We start from the raw sequence: 20,547 nt of genomic DNA, 5'->3' as shown, positions 1-20,547 counted from the left end.
GGATTTCCATCCGCGCCCTGCCGTACCGCCGCGCAAACCGCAAACCTGTCCAGACGCTTTCGCCATGACACGCTCGTCCGCGCTGTACCTGCTTGCCGCCGCCTGCATCGCCGCCCTCCCCGGCACCGCATTGTCGCAATGGCAATGGCGTGACGAAGCCGGACGCCGGGTATTCAGCGACACGCCGCCGCCGCCCAGTGTGCCGAACCGCAACATCATCGCCGCGCCGGGCCGCATGGCCGGCGCCTATGTGCCGACGGAAGCCGAGGCCCGGGCGGATGAGTCCAAGGGGGGCACCAATGTCGAAGCCAGGGCGGACGGCAATGCCGGCAAGCCGGGCGCCGCGACGCGGCAGCAGACCACGCTGGAAGCCCAGAAGGAAGGGTTCGAGAAGCGCCGTGCGGCCCGCCTGAAGCAGGAGGCCGACGAAGCCGCCAAGGAAGCGAAGCTGGCGCAGCGCACGGCGCGCTGCCAGGAGCTGAGCAACTACGCGACCGGGTTGTCGCAAGGGCAACGTATTGCCACCATCGGACCCGATGGCGCACGCCAGGTGCTCGACGACGCCGAACGCGCCGCCGCGTTGGCACGCATCAATGCCACCATGGCGCAGGAGTGTGGCGCCTGAGTGTGGTGCCTGAGGGTCGTGCCTGAGTGTGGTGCCTGAGGGTGGTGCCTGAGGATAGTGCCTGAGCGCGGGGCCTGAGGATGATCCCCGAGGGTGGCGCTCCCCCCTAGGCCTGGTCGGCGCCAGCCTTGCCGCGCAGCCATTTCTGGCCTTCGCGCGTACCAGACTCCCGGGTCTTCTGCACGCGTTTGCGCCGGGCCTGCTTGGGATCTGCGGTAAGCGCGCGGTAGATCTCGACGCGATCCCCCACCCGCACTACCGTATCGAGCGTCTTGAGCTTGCCGAAAATGCCCACGCGCATCGTATTCGGGTCGACCTCGGGACACGCCTGCACCAAGCCGCTCGCCTGCACCGCGCCGATGATGGTGGTGCCGGCCGGCACCTCGATTTCCTGCAGAAACACGCGCTCCGGCCGCGCATAGCAGACCGACAGTCGGACCATCGCGCCGGCCTCAGGCGCTGGCATAGACCACCTCCGCACGCTTGACGAAGGCATCGACAAATGTGTTGGCGATCATGCTGAAGACCGGGCCGATGATCTTCTCGAGGATGATGCTCGAGAACTCGTAGTGCAGGTGGAACTCGATCTTGCAGGCATCGGCCCGCAACGGAATAAAGCGCCACGAGCCATTGAAGGTCTTGAAAGGTCCGTCGGCGAACGTCATATCGATACGCGTGGGACGTTCCTGCGTATTGCGCGTACGGAAGTACTGCTTGATGCCGTTGAAGTGGATAAAGATCTTGGCATCGAGCAGGGTCTCGGTCTGTTCGAAAACTTCCACCCCGCCGCACCATGGCAGGAACTTGGGATAGTCCTCGACACGCGTGACCAGGTCGTACATCTGTTCGGCGGAGTACCCGAGCAGGACGGATTTGTGGACGTCTGCCATGTATGCGATTCGGGGGGCGCGACTGGGCTGGGGGGCTGGGCCGGCGCCTGTCTGGTTTGCTAGAATCCGAATTTTAGCCGACACGCGGATTTGCGGCATCCTCGCCGCCTGCGGCCGGTTTTCCATCCACTGATCACCGCTCGGCACACGCCACCGGACACACCACATCGCATGACCATCGCGGACAACAAGAAAGCCTTTTTCGACTACTTCATCGAAGAACGATACGAAGCCGGCATCGTGCTGGAAGGCTGGGAAGTCAAGGCGATCCGCGCGGGCCGCGTCCAGATCAAGGAAGGCTATGTGGTCGTGCGCAACGCCGAGATGTTCCTGATCGGCGCCCATATCAGCCCGTTGCAGAGCGCCTCGACCCACGTCACGCCCGATCCGGTCCGTACCCGCAAGCTGCTGCTCAAGGCCGACGAGATCAAGAAGCTGATCGGCAAGGTGGAGCAACGCGGCTATACGCTCGTCCCACTGAACCTGCATTACACGCGTGGCCGCGTCAAATGCGAGATCGGCCTCGCCAAGGGCAAGAAGCAGTTCGACAAGCGCGAGACCGAGAAGAACCGCGACTGGCAGCGCGAGAAGGCGCGCCTGATCAAGGGCGGCGGCAAGGAATAACGCCCGCCACACCCGCCCTCGCCCCGCCCGGTCTCGCCCGCCCTTACACCCCGCTCACCCTTACGCCCCGCTCACCCTTACACCCCGCCCACCACCCCCCCCGGCCGCGGCGCGGCGTCAGAGCACTTTCTGGCCCCTGGCGATCTGCAATGCGGACGCGATCATGCTGCCCATCTCGCCGAGGTTGCCCGGCACGATCAGCGTATTGCCCTGCTTGGCGAGGTTGCCGAACGCCGCCACATATTCTTCCGCCACCTTGAGGTTGACGGCCTCGGTGCCGCCTTCCGTGCGGATGGCGCGACCGATCTTTTCGATCGCCGCCGCATTGGCCTCGGCCACCGCGAGAATGGCGGCCGCCTCGCCCTGCGCGGTATTGATGGCCGCCTGCTTCTCGCCCTCCGACTTCTGGATGGCGGCCTCGCGCGCGCCGGATGCCAGGTTGATCTGCTCCTGACGCTTGCCTTCGGACGCCGCGATCAGCGCGCGCTTCTCGCGCTCGGCGGTAATCTGCGCCTGCATTGCGTGCAGGATTTCCTTGGGCGGCGTCAGATCCTTGATCTCGTAGCGCAGCACCTTCACGCCCCAGTTCGCGGCCGCCTCGTCGAGCGCATTCACCACGCTATGGTTGATGAAATCGCGCTCCTCGAAGGTCTTGTCGAGTTCCAGCTTGCCGATCACCGAGCGCAGCGTGGTCTGCGACAACTGCGTGATCGCCACCACGAAGTTGCTCGACCCGTACGAGGCCTTCATCGGGTCGGTGACCTGGAAGTACAGCACGCCGTCGACCTGCAATTGCGTGTTGTCCTTGGTAATGCAGACCTGGCTCGGCACATCGAGCGGAATTTCCTTGAGGCTGTGCTTGTAGGCCACGCGGTCGATAAACGGGACCACGATGGTCAGCCCCGGCGTGAGCGTGGCGTGATACCGGCCCAGTCGTTCGAGCACCCATGCATGCTGCTGCGGCACGATCTTGATGCATTTGGCGATCAGCACGATCGCGCCCACCAGTACGATCAGCGGAAGCAGGCCCAGGGAAAAGGAATACATGTAGGTCTCCGTCAGGAAAAACAGCCACGCAGGGAATCAGCCATGCAGGACATCAGCTACGCGGGAAATCAGTTACGCACCAGATCAGCGCCGCGGGACACGCCACTACGGACGGTGTCGCGGCCCAGGGTGCGCGCTCAGAGCGGCGCCACGATCAGCGTGCTGCCACGGACCGCAACGATGCGGAAACGGCCCGGTGCGGGCGCGTTGTCGGGTGCCAGCTCCACGGTCCAGTCGGCACCCCGGTAAGGCACACGTGCGCGGCGATGGTCGTCCCAGCCCGGCACGTCGACTTCCTGCCCGATGTCGAGGTTGACGTCGGGATCGGTGGCCGCATTGCGCTTGCGCTGCGTCACGCCATAGCGCGAGCGGCGCAGCACCACGACCGCCGCCGCGCCAACGGCGGCTGCAATAACCGCCTGCGCGCCCGCGCCGACCGCAAGCAGCGCGGCGATGCCGCCGACGGCCATGCCCAGCGCCACCATCAGCAGATAAAACGTCCCCGTTGCGAGCTCCGCGACCACCAGCACCACCGCGGCCGCGAACCACAGGTAATACGCCTCCATGGCCGATACCCCTTGCAAGACCCTGCGCCATCCCCCCGATCATCGTTATCGGGTCCCCCAAAACCTTTCGCCCACAAAAAACCCCCGGGACGCCGGCGGCGTCTGCGGGGGCAGTGGAAACACCTGCCGCAGGGCCGGTGCTACGCGGCGCGCCGGCCAGGCCGGGCGCCGTCTCGATTTCGGTCGTTGCTATTGTGACGCCAAATGCCTCGCAGCGCCATCAGATCCCGATCAGGACGCCAGTTGGCGCCACGTCTGGATCACGGAGTCCGGGTTCAGCGAAATCGACTTGATCCCTTCCTTGGCCAGCCAGGCCGCAAAGTCCGGATGGTCGGAAGGACCTTGGCCGCAGATGCCGACGTACTTGTCCAGGCGCAGCGCCGTGGAAATGGCACGGGACAGCATGAACTGCACCGCCGGATCGCGCTCGTCGAAATCCTTGGCCAGCAGCTCCATGCCGGAGTCGCGGTCCAGGCCCAGCGTCAGCTGCGTCAGGTCGTTGGAGCCAATCGAGAAACCGTCGAAGTACTGCAGGAATTCCTCGGCCAGGATCGCATTGGACGGCACCTCGCACATCATGATGATGCGCAGGCCGTTCTCGCCGCGCTTGAGGCCGTGCTTGGCCAGCAGCTCGACTACCTTGGCCGCCTGGCCCAGCGTCCGCACGAACGGCACCATGATCTCGACGTTGGTCAGGCCCATCTCGTCGCGCACGCGCTTCATGGCCTTGCATTCCATCTCGAACGCCTCGGCAAAGTCGTCGGCGATGTAACGCGACGCGCCGCGGAAGCCCAGCATCGGGTTTTCCTCGTCCGGCTCGTAGCGCGAGCCGCCGATCAGCTTCTTGTACTCGTTCGACTTGAAGTCCGACAGGCGCACGATCACGGGCTTCGGATAGAACGCCGCGCCGATCGTGGCAATGCCCTCGGCCAGCTTGTCCACGTAGAACGCGCGCGGGCTGGCGTGGCCACGGGCCACCGATTCCACGGCCTTCTTGAGGTCGGCATCGACCTGCGGATAGTCGAGGATCGCCTTCGGATGAACGCCGATGTTGTTGTTGATGATGAACTCGAGGCGGGCCAGGCCCACACCGTGGTTCGGGATCTGCGCAAAGTCGAACGCGAGCTGGGGATTGCCCACGTTCATCATGATCTTGGTCTCGATCTCGGGCATGTCGCCACGTTGCACCTCGGTGACCTCGGTCTCGAGCAGGCCGTCATAGATGCGGCCCTCGTCGCCCTCGGCGCACGACACCGTCACCAGTGTGCCGTCCTTCAGCACGTCGGTGGCATCGCCACAGCCCACCACGGCCGGCACGCCGAGTTCGCGCGCGATGATGGCCGCGTGGCAGGTACGGCCGCCACGGTTGGTCACGATGGCCGAGGCACGCTTCATCACCGGCTCCCAGTTCGGGTCGGTCATGTCGGCCACCAGCACGTCGCCCGGCTGCACGCGCTCCATCTCGGACGGATCGTTGATCACGCGTACCGGACCGGTACCGATCTTCTGGCCGATGGCACGGCCGCTGGTCAGCACGGGCGCGGTGCCCTTGAGGCGGAAGCGCTGTTCCACCTTGTTGCCGGCCTGGCTCTTCACCGTTTCCGGACGCGCCTGCAGGATGTAGATCTTGCCGTCCTTGCCGTCCTTGCCCCACTCGATGTCCATCGGACGACCGTAGTGCTTCTCGATGATCATCGCGTAGCGCGCCAGCTCCGACACGTCGTCGTCGTTGATCGAGTAGCGGTTGCGCAGTTCGGGCGGCACGTCGACGGTCTTCACGCGGCCGGCTTCGCCAGGCGCGGTGAATTCCATCTTGATCAGCTTCGAGCCGATCGAGCGGCGGATGATGGGGTACTTGCCGGCCTGCAGCGTCGGCTTGAAGACGTAGAACTCGTCCGGGTTCACGGCGCCCTGCACCACGGTCTCGCCGAGGCCGTAGCTCGAGGTGATGAACACCACGTCCGGGAAGCCCGACTCGGTGTCGATCGTGAACATCACGCCCGAGGCGCTCAGGTCCGAGCGCACCATGCGCTGGACGCCCGCCGACAGCGCCACCACGTCATGGGCGAAGCCCTTGTGCACGCGGTACGAAATGGCGCGGTCGTTGTAGAGCGAGGCAAACACGTGCTTGATCTTGTCGAGCACGTCGTCGATGCCGCTGACGTTGAGGTACGACTCCTGCTGGCCGGCGAACGATGCGTCGGGCAGATCCTCGGCGGTGGCCGACGAGCGCACGGCGAACGATGCCTCGGCGCCTTCGCGCGCCGAGACACGGGCGTAGTGGTCGCGGATTTCCTGTTCCAGGCGCGGCTGGAACGGGGCGCTGGCCACCCAGCCGCGGATCTCGGCGCCGGCCTCGGCCAGTGCCTTGACGTCATCGACGTCGAGCGCCTTGAGGCGCTCGGAGATGCGGGTGGTCAGGTCGTTGTGCGCGAGGAAGTCGCGGAACGCCAGCGAGGTGGTGGCGAAACCGCCAGGAACACGCACGCCGGCTTGCGCCAGCTGGGAGATCATCTCGCCAAGCGAGGAGTTCTTGCCGCCGACGATTTCCACGTCGTGCATGCGCAGTTGCTCGAACGGCAGCACATATGCGCCGTCAATTGCCGGATTGGCCTGGTTGGTCATGAAAGCCTCAAAACAAAGTAAGAAATCTTTCTCGCCACCCGGTATGTTGTTGGAGTTCTGCCCCGGGTCGATCGTTTGGCTAAGCATTCGACGCAATCAGCGGATTCAGCGGATTCAGCGGATTCAGCGCACTCCGCGCACCGCCCACTTAGCGCACTCCGCCCATTCGACGCAGCCGATGCTGCGGTGCACATTGTCGACAATCGGGCTGTCAATCGTTGTCCCGCCTGTGACTGCGCAATTGCTTAGCCAAAAGATCGCCGCTATTCTACCGTGCCGCACCGCACTTTCGCGAAACGGCGGCTTCAAATAATTGATCAGACATGTCCCACCCGGAAGCGCCAGAAGCACCTGACACGCCTGATGCCCCGCCACCAGCGCACCAGTCCACCTCGCAGCCGGTTCCGCCCGTGCCACCAGCCGCGCCGCCAGCCGTGCCGATCCCGGCGCCCGTAGCTGAAGCCCCCGTCGATCGCCCTGCCGTCCGTACGGTCTTTATCGTCTCCGATGGGACCGGCATCACGGCCGAAACGTTCAGTCATTCGATCCTGGCGCAGTTCGAAATGCGTTTCCGCAAGGTGCGCATGCCGTTTGTGGACACTCCCGAGAAGGCGCATGTCGCCGTAGGCAAGATCAACGAGGCCTTCTACAACGAGGGCGTGCCGCCGATCGTCTTCACCACGCTGGTCAACGCCGAGTCCAACAAGGCGCTGCGCCGGGCCAAGGCGATGATCCTGGACATGTTCCAGACCTTTATCGAGCCGCTCGAGAAGGAACTGGGCCTCAAGTCCACCCACGCGATCGGACGCTTCCACCAGAACGCCGATACCGAAGCCTACAAGAACCGCATCGAGGCCATCAATTTTTCGCTCGCGCATGACGACGGGCAGTCCCACAAGAACCTCGAGGAGGCCGACGTCATCCTGGTGGGCGTGTCGCGCAGCGGCAAGACGCCAACCAGCCTGTACCTGGCCATGCAATACGGCCTCAAGGCCGCCAACTACCCGCTGATTCCCGACGACTTCGAGCGCGGCCGCCTGCCGTCGGCGCTCTATGCGTTCAAGGGCAAGATCTTCGGCCTGTCGATCGACCCGCAGCGCCTGACCGAGATCCGCAACGAGCGCCGCCCGGGCAGCAAGTACGCAGCGATCGAGAACTGCCGCTACGAGGTCAATGAGGCCGAGGCGATGATGCGCCGCGAAGGCATCAAATGGCTATCGTCGACGCACAAGTCGATCGAGGAAATCGCCACGACCATCCTGCAGGAAATCAAGGTGGACCGCGATAACTACTAAAAAAGCTTGAGAATCGTCTCCTGTTCGGACGCGGGGGAGCGTGCCACGATGGACCGGTAACATCCATTGAAGAATGAATACCATGTCCTTCACGCATGCAGGCTGGCGGCTCGACCGGATCGACGCGCGTCTCGACAAGGTGGACAACCGTCCGGACCAGCACGCAAGCGTCGCAGGTACGGCCGGCGCCGGTCGCCAGCGCTGACGCAGCAAGCTGCCTTAGGGACGACCGCCGCGACGCTGCCGCACGGCCTCGAACAGGCAGACGGCGGTTGCGGCGGCCACGTTCAGGGACTCCAGCCCACCCGGTTGCGGAATACCGACCGTGCGCGACACACGTTGCATCCACTCGGTGCTGACACCCGCGCCTTCATTGCCGACGACCCACCCCACCGGTGCACGCAGATCGGTATCGAACACCGTGGCATCCGCGTGCGAGGACGTCGCCAGCAGCGGCACGCGCAGGCGCGAGACCAGCATGTCGAGCGTGCAGTGTTCGACGATATTGAGGTGGAAGTTGGCACCCATGCCGGCCCGCAACGTCTTGACCGACCAGGCGAACGCACAGCCCGTGGTCAGGAACGCATGGGGTACGCCGGCAGCGGCGGCGCTGCGCAGGATCGAGCCCACATTGCCGGCGTCCTGCACGCCATCGAGTATCACGCAATCGGTGTCGATCACCTGCGGCAGATGCCCCGGCGGCGTATCGATGACAAACAGCAGATCGATCCCATTGGCCACGGTGGCGATCTGCGCGAACAACGCATCGGCCAGCACCACCAGGCGCTCGGTGTCCACCTGCTCCAGCAACGGACGCACTTCCGCATGATCGTAGTGGCGCTCGCTCACCACGCAGTTCACCGGCTGGCCCAGGGCTGTCACGTAGGCCTGCGCCAGATGCACGCCGTCGAGCACCGACTGGCCGGCCTTGCGGCGCTGATGCGTGGATCCGATCAGCGCCTTGAGGTGCTTGAACAGCGCATTGTCGCGCGAGGTAACGTGCTTCAAGGCCAGACTCAGAAAGGCGGGGTTTCGCGTTCGAGCACCAGTCGGACCGGCGCAAACGAACGACGATGATGCGGCGTGGCGCCGAACTGCTCAAGCGCCGCCAGATGCTGCGGCGTGGGATAGCCGACGTGGCTGTCGAAGCCGTACTGCGGAAACTCCTGGTGCAGCGCGTGCAGTTCGCGGTCGCGCGCCACCTTGGCCAGGATCGACGCCGCGGAAATCGCCCGCACCTTGGCATCGCCGCCCACCACGGCCTCGACCGGAAAGGCCACTTCGGGGCAACGATTACCGTCAACCTGCACGAGATCGGGAATCACGCCCTTTTCCGCCAGCCCCTGCACCGCGCGTTTCATCGCCAGCATCGAGGCCCACAGAATGTTCAGCGAATCGATCTCCGCCACGGTGGCGGAGGCGATATGCCAGCCCAGGGCACGCTCGCATATACGCTCGAACAGCACCTCGCGCCGCTCGGCGGTCAGGATCTTGGAGTCGGCCAGGCCGCGGATCTGCCGCGACGGATCGAGGATCACGGCCGCCGCATAGACGGGGCCGGCCAGGGGCCCGCGTCCGGCTTCATCGACGCCGCACAAGCGCTGCACCACGGCGACGGTCTGCGTCAGTTCGAGGCCCAGTTGCGGCGATGGCGCTTTCGGGCGGGGCATCAGCGCACTCCCCGGCTATGCATGAGCTCCACCACGACCCCGGCGGCGATGTCGGCGGTATTGCGCTTCAAGGTCTCGTGCATGGTGGTGAAGTGTTCGCGCAGGAAGGCGATGTTGCCTTCGTCATTCAACTGCAGCAGCGTTTCGCGCGCAAGCGCCTCAGGCGTAGCGTCGTCCTGCAGCAGCTCGGGCACGACAAAACGCCCCGACAGGATATTGGGGAGACCGACGTACGGCAGGTAGCCTTGCCGCTTCATGATCTGCGCGGTCAGCCAGGGCACCTTGTACGAAATCACCATCGGCTTCTTGTACAGGGCCGCCTCCAGCGTGGCGGTGCCGCTGGCGAGCAGCACCACGTCGGCCGCTTCCATCGCCAGGTGCGATTGCCCGTCGACGATGGTCAGATCGAGTTCGGGATACTGCCCGTGCAGGGTCTCGATAATCGCTCGCAGCGGCGCGCTCGCCACCGGAAGGACGAAGGCGAGATTGCCGTCCATGCGATGCATGCGGGACATTGCGCCAAAGAACGTCGCCCCCAGATGCCGCACCTCCGACTGGCGGCTGCCCGGCAGCACGGCCACCACGCGCTTGCCCGCGGGCAGCCCGAGCTTGTCGCGCGCGCCCGCCACATCCGGCACCATTGGAATCACATCGGCCAGCGGATGGCCGACATACGTGGCCGGAATGCCTGCACGTGCGTAGATTTCCGGCTCGAACGGAAACAGGCAGAGGATATGGTCGACCGCGCGCGCGATGGTACGGATACGCCCGCCGCGCCAGGCCCAGATCGACGGGCTGACAAAGTGCACCACCGGTATGCCGGCGCGCCGCAGCGGCACTTCGAGCCCGAAATTGAAATCCGGCGCATCCACGCCAATGAAACACAACGGTGGATGGCCCAGCAGCTTCTCGCGTATCGCGCGGCGCGTGGCCAGGATCTCGCGCAGCGAGCCCAGCACCTCCACATAGCCATTGACCGACAGCGTCTCCATCGGCCAGTGCGAGACAAAGCCCTGCGCCTGCATGCGATGGCCGCCAATCCCGGCATAGTCGACCGTCTCGCCAAGCCGCGCACGCAGCCCTTCCAGCAGCATCGAGGCCAGCAGGTCGCCGGACGCTTCGCCGGCAACCATCGCGATGGTGCCTCGCTTGCCTGTCTGCGTTACGGTTTCGGCGGGCATGTCCATCCGCACAGCGGCATCGACCATGGTTGGCGGCGTCCGGCGGGCGTCAGCGGACAATACCGCGCTGCGTCGTCGCCAGGAACTCGACGAACGCGCGCAGCGGCGCGCCGGTCGCCGCATCCGACTGGCTCAGCAACGCGTTGATGTCGTTGCGCGCATCGTCGAAGCCCAGGTCCGACTTGTAGAGCAGCTTGTACGCCTGGCGCAGCACCGCGATCTGTCCTGCATCGAAGCCGCGGCGGCGCAGGCCTTCCACGTTGATGCCGTGGGGCGTCGCCTTGTTGCCGTTCTTGTCGCTCGCCGCGATCACGAACGGCGGCACATCCTGCACCAGCGCCGACGCACCGCCGAGCATGGCATGCGCGCCGATGCGCACGAACTGGTGCACGCCGCTCATGCCGCCGAGAATCGCCCAGTCGCCCACATGGACGTGGCCGGCAATCTGCGCGTTGCTGGAGAACACCGTGTGGTTGCCCACGTCGCAGTCGTGCGCGATATGCACGTAGGCCATGATCCAGTTATCGTCGCCGATACGGGTCAGGCCGCGGTCCTGCACGGTCCCGGTATGGATCGTGGTGAACTCGCGGATCGTGTTGCGATTGCCGATCTCGAGCCGGGTCGGCTCGTTGGCGTACTTCATGTCCTGCGGCGTGCCACCGATCGAGGCATAGGGTCCGATGCGGTTGCCCTCGCCCAGCGTGGTGTGGCCTTCGACGGTGGTATGCGAGCCGATCCGGGTGCCGCTGCCGATCCGCACATTCGGACCAATGATGGAAAACGGGCCGACGCTCACGTCGGCGCCAAGTTCTGCCTTCGGGTCGACCAGTGCGGTGGGATGGATTTGCGTCATACGTCCTGTCCTGTGGTCTGTGGTCTGGAGTCTGTGGTCTGGATGCGGTAAGCCTCAGCCCCTGTCGGGGCGGCGAACGCCGGCGTCAGGCGTCGGCCTGCTTGACCGTGCACATGAGTTCGGCCTCGCAGGCGATGTCGCCGTCCACGGTGGCGTTGCACTTGAACTTCCAGATGCCACGAATGTAGCGCTCGACGGTCACGTTCAGGTGCAGCTGATCGCCCGGGTAGACCACGCGCTTGAAACGCGCACCGTCGATGCCGACGAAGTAGTACAGAGAGCCCGCCTGGCGCTCCATGTCGGCACCAAACGTCAGCAGGCCGGCCGATTGCGCCAGCGCTTCCAGAATCATGACACCGGGCATTACCGGTTGTTCCGGAAAATGCCCCATGAAATACGGCTCGTTGATGGTGACGTTCTTCAGCGTCTTGATCCGCTTTTGCGGTTCGAACTCCAGCACGCGGTCGACCAGCAGGATCGGATACCGATGCGGCAGCAGCTTCAGGATCTTGCGAATGTCGATGTCGGATGCGGTCATGATGTTTTCTCTTCGTCTTGTGAGGGGGTGGGCCTCGCGGATGATCCGCGCAGGCGCCGCTCCAACTGGATCACCCGTTCGCGCAGCTTGGCGAGCCCGCGCACGATGGCGGCGTTGCGCTCCCATTCGCCATGCGGCAGGAACGGAAACACACTGGTGAAATGGCCGCCGGGTTGCCGGATCGATTTGGTGATCGAGGTGCCGCCGGATACCGTGGTCCGGTCGGCGATGGTCAGATGCCCGGCGAAATTGGCGGAGCCGCCAATCACGCAGAACCTGCCGACCCGTGTACTGCCGGCAATCGCGGCACAGCCCGCGATCACGGTATGCGCGCCGACCCGCACGTTATGCGCGATCTGGACCTGGTTGTCGAGCTTGCAGCCCTCCTCGATGACCGTGTCCGCCATCGCACCGCGGTCGATCGCGGTATTGGCGCCGACCTCCACGTCGTCGCCGAGCACCGCCCGCCCCGTCTGCGGAATCTTCACGTAGCTTACGCCGGCCGGGCCGATATCCGGCGCAAAACCAAAGCCGTCGGCACCGATCACCACGCCACTGTGGAGGATATTGCGCGCGCCCACCACGCAATGGTGATAGATCGAGACATTGGCGTACACCAGCGTGTCATCGCCGATCTCGGCGTGCGCACCGACAAAACTGTTGCCGACAATGCGCACGCGCTCGCCCAGCCGCGCACCCGCCTCGATCACCACGTTGGGGCCGATAAAGCACGAGGCCGGCACCACGGCATCCGGCGCCACGCTGGCACGCGCATCGATACCGGTGCGGGTATCCGCATTGGCACGGTCGAAGCGCTGGGCGATACGCGCAAAACACACATACGGATTGCGCGCCACGAGCCAGTTGCGCCCGTCGGCATGCCCCTCGGCACGGATGCGCTCAAGGTCGGCGTTCGACACGATGATCGCCCCGGCTCCGGAGGCCACGGCCTGCGCCAGGTACAACGGATTGGAAAGAAACGACAGATCGGACGGACCGGCCTGATCGAGGGGAGCCAGGCCACCCACGGCAAGGTTGGGATCACCCACAACCTGCGCGCCGTTCTCGGTGGCGAGCTGACCCAGTGTGGGTGTCTGCATGGCGGTACTTCCTGAAAAAAGAGCGCTCGTCGCGCGGCGGACGGCTTACTTGCCGCCCGTGCTGCTCGCATTCAGCGCCTTCATCACGTCGTCGGTGATGTCGATGCGCGGATTCACGTACACGGCTTCCTGCACGATCAGGTCGTACTTGCGCTGCTCCGCCAGCTGGCGGATCACGCGGTTGGCGCGCTCGAGCACCTGCGCCAGTTCCTCGTTGCGACGCTGGTTGAGGTCTTCGCGGAACTCGCGCTGCTTGCGCTGGAATTCGCGGTCGAGGTCGGCCACTTCACGCTGGCGGCGCTGACGATCGGCGTCGGCCAGCACGGCGGTGTCCTTGTCGAGCTTGTCGGCCAGGCCCTTGATCTTCTGCGCCATGTCCTGGAGCTCGCGATCGCGCTTGGAGAATTCCTGCTCGAGCTTGACCTGCGCGGCCTTGGCCGGCTGCGAATCGCGCAGGATGCGCTCAGAGTTCACCGCGGCGATGCGCGCCTCCTGAGCCATCGCCGGCGCCGCCGCGCACAGGGCCGCAGCGGCCAGCGCGGCCGCGCTCAGGGATTTGATCAGTGGGGTATGGAGTTTCATGAAACGAATCCTTTGTCGCAATCAGAACGCGGTACCAATCTGGAACTGGAAGCGCTGTACGCGATCGTTGTCATCCTTCTTCAGCGGGAAGCCCATGCTGACCTTGAGCGGACCGATCGGCGACAGCCACGACATACCGAAACCCGTCGAGTACTTGAGGTCGTTGACCTTGATCGGCTGGCCTTCCTGATACACGTTACCGAAGTCGAAGAACGTGAACAGGCGCAGCGTGCGGTCCACGCCCGAGCCCGGCAGCGGGAACACGAATTCGACGTTGCCGATCAGCTTGGAGGCACCACCCACCGGGTTGCCGTTCTGGTCCTTCGGACCCAGCGTGCTGGTCTGGTAGCCACGCACCGAGCCGATACCGCCGGCGTAGAAGTACTTGAACACCGGGAACGGCGTGTCGCCGTAGCCGTGGCCGTATGCGGCCTCGCCGTTGAAGGCCAGCGTGAAGGCCTTCGAGAGCGGGTAGAAGTACTGCTGCTGCAGGCTGACGCGGTAGTACTGCGTATCGCCGCCCGGCACACCGACTTCCAGGTTGGCCTGCGTATAGGGACCCTTGGTCGGAATCAGCGCGCTGTCGCGACGGTCGCGCGCCCAGCCGATCGTGAACGGGAAGTTGTTGATCGGATCGCCGCTGTTCTTGCCCACCTTGCGCAGCCAGTCCTGGTACTGCGTCGGGATGTTGGTCGACGTGTAGACCTGCGTACGCTCGTAGCCGATACCGAAGAAGACCGTGTCGACTTCGGAGAACGGCACGCCGAACTTGAAGCCGCCGCCGGCGGTCACGATCTTGTAGTCCTGGTCGCCGGTGTAATACAGCGGACGCGCGGTACGGTAGTAGATATCGGTCGAGCGGCTGATGCCGTCCACCGTGAAGTACGGGTCGTACTGCGTCAGCGAAATCGTGCGGAACGACTTGGCGGTGTTCACGTCGAGGCCGAGACTGGTACCCGAGCCAAACACGTTGTCCTGGCGCAGGCCGGCCTGCAGCACGAGCTTGTCGGTCGAGGAGAAACCGAGACCCAGGCTGATCTGGCCGGTTGGCTTCTCGGTCACGTTCACGTTCACATCGACCTGGTCGGGCGCGCCAGGCACGTCCTCGGTGGTGATGTTGGTGTCGGTGAAGTAGCCGGTCCGGTTGATACGTGCCTGCGACTGCGTGAGCTTCTCGCTATCGAACCACGAGCTTTCCATCTGGCGCATCTCGCGGCGCACGACTTCGTCGCGCGTCTTGCTGTTGCCCACCACGTTGACGCGGCGCACGTAGACCCGGCGGCCCGGGTCGACCATCAGCGTCAGCGCGACTTCGCGCTTGGCCTGATCGATGTTCGGCTGGGGATTGATGGTGGTGAACGCATAACCGTAGGTGCCGAGCAGATCGGTAATGGCCTTGGTACTGGCAGTCAGCTTCTCGGACGAGAAAATATCGCCCTTCTTCAGCTTCAGCAGTTTTTCCATTTCCTCCTGCTTGCCCAGCAGTTCGCCGGCCAGGCGGATGTCGGACACCTTGTACTGTTCGCCTTCCTTGATATTCAGCGTCAGGTAGATGTCTTTCTTGTCCGGCGTAATCGAAACCTGCGTCGATTCGATCTGGAATTCCAGATAACCGCGATTCAGATAATACGAACGCAAGGCTTCCAGGTCGGCCGTGAGCTTCTGCTTGGAATACAGGTCGTTCTTGGTGTACCAGGACAGCCAGTTCGGCGTGGACAGCTGCATCTCGTCGCGCAGCGTGCTTTCCTTGAACGCCTTGTTGCCGACGATATTGATCTGGCGGATCTTGGCGACCGGACCTTCGTCGACGTTGAACACCACCGACACGCGGTTGCGGTCCACCGGCGTCACGGTGGTCTGCACGTCGGCCGCGTAGTAGCCGCGCGCGACGTACTGGCGCTTGAGCTCCTGCTCTGCCTTGTCGATCAGGGCCTTGTCGTAATAGCGCGCCTCGGCCACGCCCACGGCACGCAGCGAGCGGCGCAGGGTGTCCTTGTCGAATTCCTTGATGCCGACGAACTCCAGTTGCGAGATCGCGGGCCGTTCCTCCACCTGCACGACCAGCACGCCATCCTCGGCGCGGATCTGTACGTCTTTGAAGAACCCGGTGTTATAGAGTGCGCGGATGGCGTCGGCGCCCTTGTCGTCGGTGAAGGTTTCGCCGACGCGGACGGGAAGGTAGCCGAACACGGTGCCCGGTTCGACGCGCTGCAGGCCTTCCACGCGAATGTCCTTGACTACGAACGGATCGGCGGCCCACCCGGACGGGCTCCAGGCCGCGATAATCGCACTCGTCAGCACGCCCAGCGAGATGCGCTTATTTCTGATCAATGTCGATCCCCTCTCTCTTCAATTCGATCTGATGCGATGCAATACGATGCGATACGGTGCGATACGGTCGCGACTCGGTGCAATACAACGCAATACGACGCAATACGACGCAATACGATCAACGCGGTGCAACACGGCGCGATGCAATACCAGATGCAGGAATTTGGCTCCGATCCGCCCGGCAATGCCAACCGATGCCGCCCAGGCCGCGCCTGATGACGCTGTTGCCTGATGCTGCCGGCAGTGCGTGGCCGACCCGGGATCACTGCCCCCGGGATACGACCGCCCTCCCCGCCGCCTGACGTTCCGATGCGCACGCGGCTAGCCGCGCGCCAGGAACAACCGGCTGACGTCATTGAACAAAGCGAGTGAGGTCAGGAGCAAGATGCAGGCGATGCCGACCTTCTGCAGCGTCGCCTGCCAGTGGTCTGGTACGGGCCTGCCAGTCAAAAATTCCACGCAATAATACAGCAAATGCCCCCCGTCCAGAACCGGAATAGGTAACAAATTCAGTACGCCGAGGCTGACGCTGACCAGTGCCAGGAAACTGATGAACGGCTGCCAACCCATATTCGCGGCACGGCCCGCATAATCGGCCACCGTGAGTGGGCCGCTCAGATTCTGCAGCGACGCCTCGCCGATCAGCATCTTGCCGAGCAGCTTCAGCGACAGCGCGCTGGTATTCCATACCTGCGCCACCGCGCGCGCCGCCGCCTGCGTGACCGGATAGCTCACGATCTCGGTCTGCACGGCCTGGCTGAGCGCCGCGCCGAGCTTGCCGGCCGGGGCCGGCGTGCCACTCGCGGCGGCATCGCCGGCCGCGCTGTCCAGCTTGACCGGCACCTCCAGCCGCTGGCCGCCGCGCTCGATGCCGAGCACCACCTGCTGGCCCGGCTGGCCGCGCACCGCCTTGATCAACTGGCTCGCCTGCGTCAGCGGCGTGCCCTGGAACGACACCACCTGATCGCCGGCGCGCAGTCCCGCGCGCTGCGCCGCGGAGTCCGGCAACACCTCGGCCACCGTGATCGGCCCACCCTTGAGATGGAGACCGAGCGTGGCCAGCGGATCCTGCTCGGGGTTACCCCCCGTATTGGGCAGGCGCGCGAGCCGCACATCGCGTTCGGCACCGTCGGTGCCGCGCACCCGCAGCACCGCCGACGCATCGCCGAACCCGCTCGTGAACACCGCCATGCGCAGGTCATTCCACGAGCGCACGACCTCCGTATGGTCCTGCGCGGTCAGCGACAGCACGCGGTCGCCCTCACGCACGCCGGCCTCGGCGGCCACCGTGCCGGCCGGCGGCGCGGCCACCACCGGCACCGGCTCGCTCATGCCGCCGGCGAACAGGACCAGATAGAACGCGATCGCCAGCGCGAAGTTGGCCACCGGCCCCGCCGCCACGATCACGAAGCGCTTGCCCACCGGCTGGCGGTTGAAGGCACGCGGCAGCTCGGCCGCGTCGATCGGCGCATCGAGGTCCGGATCGCGCTCGCGCTCGTCGAGCATCTTCACGTAGCCGCCCAGCGGAATCGCCGCGAGCGTCCACTCGGTGCGGTCACGCCCCTTCGATACCCAGCGCGCCAGCGGCCGGCCAAAGCCGATCGAGAAACGCAGCACCTTGACGCCGCACGCGCGCGCCGCCAGGTAGTGCCCCATCTCGTGCACGAAAATCAGGATGCACAGGGCAACGATGAAAGCGATCACGGTTTGCATGGCATATCCCTTCAGACTTCAGCGGGAGGCGCACCGCACCGCCCTTCAGCGTCAGCGAGCGGCGCCCGCGACGAGTTCGCCCGCAGCCCTGCGGGCGCCGGCATCCGCTTCGAGCACGCCTTCCAGCGTGTCCGCCGAGCCGCCGTGCGGCTGTTCCAGGACGCCCGCCACCACGCGCGCAATATCGGTAAAGCGGATGCCGCCGGCCAGGAACGCATCCACCGCCACCTCGTTGGCGGCGTTCAGCACCGCCGGCGCCACCCCACCGGCACGTAATGCCTCGAAGGCTAGCCCGAGGCACGGGAAGCGGACAAGGTCCGGGGTCTCGAAATGCAGCCCGCCAGCAACGGTCAGGTCGAGCGGGGTCACGCCCGAGTCGATCCGTTCCGGATAGGCCATGCCGTAGGCGATCGGCGTACGCATATCGGGATTGCCGAGCTGCGCCAGCACCGATCCGTCGGCATACGCGACCATCGAATGCACGATGCTCTGCGGGTGGATCAGCACCTCGATGCGATCCGCCGGCGCGCCGAACAGCCAGTGAGCCTCGATCACCTCGAGACCCTTGTTCATCATGGTGGCCGAATCGACCGAGATCTTGCGGCCCATCACCCATTTCGGATGCGCGCATGCCTGGTCCGGCGTGATGTCGTGCAGCGTGTCCGGGTCGCGCGTGCGAAACGGGCCGCCCGAGGCGGTCAGCAGCACCTTCGACACCCCGGCGCGATAGCGCGGATCGTCGGTCGGCAGGCACTGGAAAATCGCGTTGTGCTCGCTGTCGATCGGTAGCAGCGTGGCACCGTGTTCGCGCACCGCGTCCATGAAGATCGCGCCCGACATGACCAGCGCTTCCTTGTTAGCCAGCAGCACGCGCTTGCCGGCGCGCGCGGCGGCCAGCGACGAGCGCAGACCGGCGGCACCGACGATGGCGGCCATGACCGCATCCGTTTCCGCATCGGCGGCCACCGCGTCGAGCTCGGCCGGGCCGTAGCTCACGGCCGTCGACACCCCGGCGGCGCGCAGGCGCTGCTCCAGCTCGCGCGCGGCTTCGGCCGAACCGACCACGGCGCGCGCCGGGCGGAATTCGACGCAGGCGGCAGCCAGCTTGTCGACCTGGCGATGCGCCGAGAGCGCATGCACGCGGTAGCGGTCGGGATGCCGGCGCACGACGTCGAGCGTGCTTTCGCCAATGGAACCGGTAGCGCCGAGAATGGTGATGCGTTGCATAGAAGCCAATTCAGAAAGGGTCACAGCCACGCCAGCAGCAGCGCCGCCAGCGGAAATACGGGGATCAGCGCGTCGATGCGGTCGAGCACGCCACCATGGCCGGGCAGCAGCCGGCTGCTATCCTTCATGCCGACCTGCCGCTTGAGCAGCGACTCGAACAGATCGCCGACGACACTCGCCGCCACCAGCAGCGTGGTCAGAACGGCGACCACCGCCATGCCATGGCGATCGGCCATGGACGAAAACCACGTCGGGGCAAACGCGTGCGTTGCGGCCAGCGCCATGGCCATCGCCATCACCAGCACCCATCCGCCGAGCGCCCCTTCCCACGACTTGCCGGGACTGATGGTCGGCGCGAGCTTGCGGCGGCCGATGGCCTTGCCGACAAAATAGGCGCCGATATCGGCCACCCAGACCAGCACGGCAACCGACAGCAGCACCGCGATGCCAAAGCCACGCAGCATCATGACCGCATGGCCGAAGGCCGGCAGCATGATCAGGCCGAGCACGGCCCCGAGCGCGGTAAACATCGGCGTGGCCGTGCGCACGCCGCGCGCCAGCAGCACCAGCGCCACACCCCATGCCGCCACCGCGGCTTGCAGCAGCACCGTCACCGCATAGGGCACCGCGGTGGTAGCCCATACCAGCGCCACCAGCAGGCACACCACGGCGTAGACGTACGGCATGGCGCCGCGCAGCCCGATCAGGCGGCCGAACTCCCAGCCGGCCAGCAGCACGATGACCGCCACCAGGCCCGCCAACGCCACCGGCGGTGCCAGGAACAGGATCGGCAGGATCAACAGCAACAGGCACAGGGCGGTGATGACGCGGGTGATGAGCATGCGCTGCGGGTTTCCTGTGAATGACTGGCCGAGGCGATACGGCGCGCGGATCCGCTCAGGCGGTTCCCGACAGGCCGGGCGCGACCAGCTGCGCGCTGGTGCGGCCGAAGCGCCGTTCGCGCTGGCGATACGAGGCAAACGCCTTGTCCAGCTCGGCGGCGTCGAAATCGGGCCAGAAGGTATCGGTGAAATAGAGCTCGGAATACGCCAGCTGCCACAGCAGGAAATTGCTGATGCGCTGTTCGCCTCCGGTGCGGATGAACAGATCGGGCTCGGGCGCGAACGCCATCGAGAGATGCGGCGCCAGCACGCCTTCGTCGATCTGCTCGGGGTCGAGCATCGGCTGCCGCGCCAGCATCTTGCGCATGGCCTGCAGCAGGTCCCAGCGGCCGCCGTAGTTGGCGGCGATGGTCACGGTCAGGCCCGTGTTCTGCGCGGTACGTGCCTCGGCATCGGCGATCAGTTGCTGGATGCGCGGGCTGAAACGGCTCAGGTCGCCCACCACGCGCAGGCGGATATTGTTGGCGTGCATCTTGACCACCTCGCGGCGCAAGGCGGTCGTGAACAGCCGCATGAGGAACGACACCTCGTCGGCCGGGCGCCGCCAGTTCTCCGAACTGAAGGCGAACAGCGTCAGGAACTGCACGCCGCGCGCGGCGCTCGCTTCCACCACGGCGCGCACCGCGTCGAGGCCACGGTTGTGGCCCGCCACGCGGGGCAGATGGCGCTGCGTGGCCCAGCGGCCGTTGCCATCCATGATGATGGCAACGTGTCGGGGCACGTAGCTGGTATCGGGAACGCTGAGCGTCGAACTGATGTGCTGCATGGCGGCAGACGG

The 20,547-nt window shown here is 65.3% G+C and carries 21 protein-coding genes; 4 read left to right on the top strand and 17 right to left on the bottom strand.

Annotated elements, in window-relative coordinates; translation table 11 throughout:
* The first annotated feature begins 64 nt into the window (after positions 1–64).
* Positions 65–625 carry a DUF4124 domain-containing protein gene (locus DFLDMN_RS02935; RefSeq protein WP_423197032.1) on the top strand — a complete coding sequence of 187 codons (561 nt, stop codon included), beginning with the start codon at positions 65–67 and terminating at the stop codon, positions 623–625.
* A 106-nt stretch (positions 626–731) separates the two neighbouring features.
* Here DFLDMN_RS02935 and DFLDMN_RS02930 read toward each other — a convergent pair whose 3' ends face one another.
* Positions 732–1,091, bottom strand: coding sequence for an RnfH family protein (locus tag DFLDMN_RS02930; RefSeq protein WP_423197031.1), 360 nt, complete (start codon positions 1,089–1,091; stop codon positions 732–734).
* Positions 1,078–1,515 (bottom strand): type II toxin-antitoxin system RatA family toxin, encoded by a 438-nt coding sequence (locus DFLDMN_RS02925; RefSeq protein ID WP_423197030.1) that lies wholly within the window; start codon positions 1,513–1,515, stop codon positions 1,078–1,080. The genes DFLDMN_RS02930 and DFLDMN_RS02925 overlap by 14 nt, the downstream gene beginning before the upstream one ends.
* A gap of 171 nt (positions 1,516–1,686) precedes the next feature.
* On the opposite strand from DFLDMN_RS02925, the gene smpB reads away from it, so the two are divergent.
* Positions 1,687–2,139, top strand: coding sequence for an SsrA-binding protein SmpB (gene smpB / locus DFLDMN_RS02920; protein WP_423197029.1), 453 nt, complete (start codon positions 1,687–1,689; stop codon positions 2,137–2,139).
* Between the two features lie 117 nt (positions 2,140–2,256).
* Here the strand turns inward: smpB and DFLDMN_RS02915 are convergent, their stop codons facing one another.
* The 3 genes from DFLDMN_RS02915 to ppsA form a co-directional block, all read right to left on the bottom strand.
* On the bottom strand, positions 2,257–3,186 hold the full coding sequence (locus DFLDMN_RS02915) for an SPFH domain-containing protein (protein WP_423197028.1): 930 nt from the start codon (positions 3,184–3,186) through the stop codon (positions 2,257–2,259).
* Between the two features lie 137 nt (positions 3,187–3,323).
* Positions 3,324–3,752: an NfeD family protein gene (locus DFLDMN_RS02910; protein WP_423198291.1), complete on the bottom strand. Its 429-nt coding sequence runs from the start codon at positions 3,750–3,752 to the stop codon at positions 3,324–3,326.
* A gap of 231 nt (positions 3,753–3,983) precedes the next feature.
* A complete protein-coding gene (gene ppsA, locus DFLDMN_RS02905; RefSeq protein WP_423197027.1) occupies positions 3,984–6,377 on the bottom strand; it encodes a phosphoenolpyruvate synthase in 2,394 nt (797 codons plus the stop codon).
* Positions 6,378–6,700: 323 nt separating this feature from the next.
* On the opposite strand from ppsA, the gene ppsR reads away from it, so the two are divergent.
* On the top strand, positions 6,701–7,672 hold the full coding sequence (ppsR, locus tag DFLDMN_RS02900) for a posphoenolpyruvate synthetase regulatory kinase/phosphorylase PpsR (protein ID WP_423197026.1): 972 nt from the start codon (positions 6,701–6,703) through the stop codon (positions 7,670–7,672).
* Between the two features lie 82 nt (positions 7,673–7,754).
* Positions 7,755–7,877: a hypothetical protein gene (locus DFLDMN_RS02895; protein WP_423197025.1), complete on the top strand. Its 123-nt coding sequence runs from the start codon at positions 7,755–7,757 to the stop codon at positions 7,875–7,877.
* A 14-nt stretch (positions 7,878–7,891) separates the two neighbouring features.
* Here the strand turns inward: DFLDMN_RS02895 and DFLDMN_RS02890 are convergent, their stop codons facing one another.
* The 12 genes from DFLDMN_RS02890 to DFLDMN_RS02835 form a co-directional block, all read right to left on the bottom strand.
* Entirely contained in the window at positions 7,892–8,680 is a 789-nt protein-coding gene (locus tag DFLDMN_RS02890; RefSeq protein WP_423197024.1) for a TrmH family RNA methyltransferase, read from the bottom strand.
* Between the two features lie 8 nt (positions 8,681–8,688).
* Positions 8,689–9,342: a ribonuclease HII gene (gene rnhB / locus DFLDMN_RS02885; protein ID WP_423197023.1), complete on the bottom strand. Its 654-nt coding sequence runs from the start codon at positions 9,340–9,342 to the stop codon at positions 8,689–8,691.
* Complete coding sequence (gene lpxB, locus DFLDMN_RS02880; protein WP_423197022.1) at positions 9,342–10,550, bottom strand: lipid-A-disaccharide synthase; 1,209 nt, start codon at positions 10,548–10,550, stop codon at positions 9,342–9,344. The genes rnhB and lpxB overlap by 1 nt, the downstream gene beginning before the upstream one ends.
* A gap of 22 nt (positions 10,551–10,572) precedes the next feature.
* Positions 10,573–11,376: an acyl-ACP--UDP-N-acetylglucosamine O-acyltransferase gene (lpxA, locus tag DFLDMN_RS02875; protein WP_423197021.1), complete on the bottom strand. Its 804-nt coding sequence runs from the start codon at positions 11,374–11,376 to the stop codon at positions 10,573–10,575.
* An 85-nt stretch (positions 11,377–11,461) separates the two neighbouring features.
* Positions 11,462–11,914 carry a 3-hydroxyacyl-ACP dehydratase FabZ gene (gene fabZ / locus DFLDMN_RS02870; RefSeq protein WP_423197020.1) on the bottom strand — a complete coding sequence of 151 codons (453 nt, stop codon included), beginning with the start codon at positions 11,912–11,914 and terminating at the stop codon, positions 11,462–11,464.
* Positions 11,911–13,014 carry a UDP-3-O-(3-hydroxymyristoyl)glucosamine N-acyltransferase gene (gene lpxD / locus DFLDMN_RS02865; protein WP_423197019.1) on the bottom strand — a complete coding sequence of 368 codons (1,104 nt, stop codon included), beginning with the start codon at positions 13,012–13,014 and terminating at the stop codon, positions 11,911–11,913. The genes fabZ and lpxD overlap by 4 nt, the downstream gene beginning before the upstream one ends.
* 45 nt (positions 13,015–13,059) lie before the next feature.
* Positions 13,060–13,596, bottom strand: coding sequence for an OmpH family outer membrane protein (locus tag DFLDMN_RS02860; RefSeq protein WP_423197018.1), 537 nt, complete (start codon positions 13,594–13,596; stop codon positions 13,060–13,062).
* A 21-nt stretch (positions 13,597–13,617) separates the two neighbouring features.
* Complete coding sequence (bamA, locus tag DFLDMN_RS02855; protein ID WP_423197017.1) at positions 13,618–15,927, bottom strand: outer membrane protein assembly factor BamA; 2,310 nt, start codon at positions 15,925–15,927, stop codon at positions 13,618–13,620.
* Between the two features lie 321 nt (positions 15,928–16,248).
* The gene (gene rseP / locus DFLDMN_RS02850) at positions 16,249–17,640 is read right to left on the bottom strand and encodes an RIP metalloprotease RseP (RefSeq protein WP_423197016.1); all 1,392 of its coding nucleotides are present in this window, start codon (positions 17,638–17,640) and stop codon (positions 16,249–16,251) included.
* Between the two features lie 51 nt (positions 17,641–17,691).
* Complete coding sequence (gene ispC, locus DFLDMN_RS02845) at positions 17,692–18,867, bottom strand: 1-deoxy-D-xylulose-5-phosphate reductoisomerase (RefSeq protein ID WP_423197015.1); 1,176 nt, start codon at positions 18,865–18,867, stop codon at positions 17,692–17,694.
* A gap of 20 nt (positions 18,868–18,887) precedes the next feature.
* A complete protein-coding gene (locus DFLDMN_RS02840) occupies positions 18,888–19,709 on the bottom strand; it encodes a phosphatidate cytidylyltransferase (protein WP_423197014.1) in 822 nt (273 codons plus the stop codon).
* 55 nt (positions 19,710–19,764) lie between these two features.
* A complete protein-coding gene (locus DFLDMN_RS02835) occupies positions 19,765–20,535 on the bottom strand; it encodes an undecaprenyl diphosphate synthase family protein (protein ID WP_423198290.1) in 771 nt (256 codons plus the stop codon).
* Positions 20,536–20,547 lie beyond the last annotated feature (12 nt).

The organism is Cupriavidus sp. H19C3 (genome assembly GCF_049393815.1).
In the GTDB taxonomy this organism is placed as follows: Bacteria; Pseudomonadota; Gammaproteobacteria; order Burkholderiales; family Burkholderiaceae; genus Cupriavidus.
The sequence above is the reverse complement of the archived record's forward strand: the minus strand, read 5'-3'. Positions and strand labels throughout refer to the sequence as shown.

Excerpts from the sequence above, each read along its gene's own strand:
- DFLDMN_RS02935 (WP_423197032.1), top strand. The coding sequence starts at position 65 with ATGACACGCTCGTCCGCGCTGTACCTGCTTGCCGCCGCCTGCATCGCC.
- DFLDMN_RS02930 (WP_423197031.1), bottom strand. The coding sequence starts at position 1,091 with ATGCCAGCGCCTGAGGCCGGCGCGATGGTCCGACTGTCGGTCTGCTAT.
- DFLDMN_RS02925 (WP_423197030.1), bottom strand. The coding sequence starts at position 1,515 with ATGGCAGACGTCCACAAATCCGTCCTGCTCGGGTACTCCGCCGAACAG.
- smpB (WP_423197029.1), top strand. The coding sequence starts at position 1,687 with ATGACCATCGCGGACAACAAGAAAGCCTTTTTCGACTACTTCATCGAA.
- DFLDMN_RS02915 (WP_423197028.1), bottom strand. The coding sequence starts at position 3,186 with ATGTATTCCTTTTCCCTGGGCCTGCTTCCGCTGATCGTACTGGTGGGC.
- DFLDMN_RS02910 (WP_423198291.1), bottom strand. The coding sequence starts at position 3,752 with ATGGAGGCGTATTACCTGTGGTTCGCGGCCGCGGTGGTGCTGGTGGTC.
- ppsA (WP_423197027.1), bottom strand. The coding sequence starts at position 6,377 with ATGACCAACCAGGCCAATCCGGCAATTGACGGCGCATATGTGCTGCCG.
- ppsR (WP_423197026.1), top strand. The coding sequence starts at position 6,701 with ATGTCCCACCCGGAAGCGCCAGAAGCACCTGACACGCCTGATGCCCCG.
- DFLDMN_RS02895 (WP_423197025.1), top strand. The coding sequence starts at position 7,755 with ATGTCCTTCACGCATGCAGGCTGGCGGCTCGACCGGATCGACGCGCGT.
- rnhB (WP_423197023.1), bottom strand. The coding sequence starts at position 9,342 with ATGCCCCGCCCGAAAGCGCCATCGCCGCAACTGGGCCTCGAACTGACG.
- lpxB (WP_423197022.1), bottom strand. The coding sequence starts at position 10,550 with ATGGTCGATGCCGCTGTGCGGATGGACATGCCCGCCGAAACCGTAACG.
- lpxA (WP_423197021.1), bottom strand. The coding sequence starts at position 11,376 with ATGACGCAAATCCATCCCACCGCACTGGTCGACCCGAAGGCAGAACTT.
- fabZ (WP_423197020.1), bottom strand. The coding sequence starts at position 11,914 with ATGACCGCATCCGACATCGACATTCGCAAGATCCTGAAGCTGCTGCCG.
- lpxD (WP_423197019.1), bottom strand. The coding sequence starts at position 13,014 with ATGCAGACACCCACACTGGGTCAGCTCGCCACCGAGAACGGCGCGCAG.
- DFLDMN_RS02860 (WP_423197018.1), bottom strand. The coding sequence starts at position 13,596 with ATGAAACTCCATACCCCACTGATCAAATCCCTGAGCGCGGCCGCGCTG.
- rseP (WP_423197016.1), bottom strand. The coding sequence starts at position 17,640 with ATGCAAACCGTGATCGCTTTCATCGTTGCCCTGTGCATCCTGATTTTC.
- ispC (WP_423197015.1), bottom strand. The coding sequence starts at position 18,867 with ATGCAACGCATCACCATTCTCGGCGCTACCGGTTCCATTGGCGAAAGC.
- DFLDMN_RS02840 (WP_423197014.1), bottom strand. The coding sequence starts at position 19,709 with ATGCTCATCACCCGCGTCATCACCGCCCTGTGCCTGTTGCTGTTGATC.
- DFLDMN_RS02835 (WP_423198290.1), bottom strand. The coding sequence starts at position 20,535 with ATGCAGCACATCAGTTCGACGCTCAGCGTTCCCGATACCAGCTACGTG.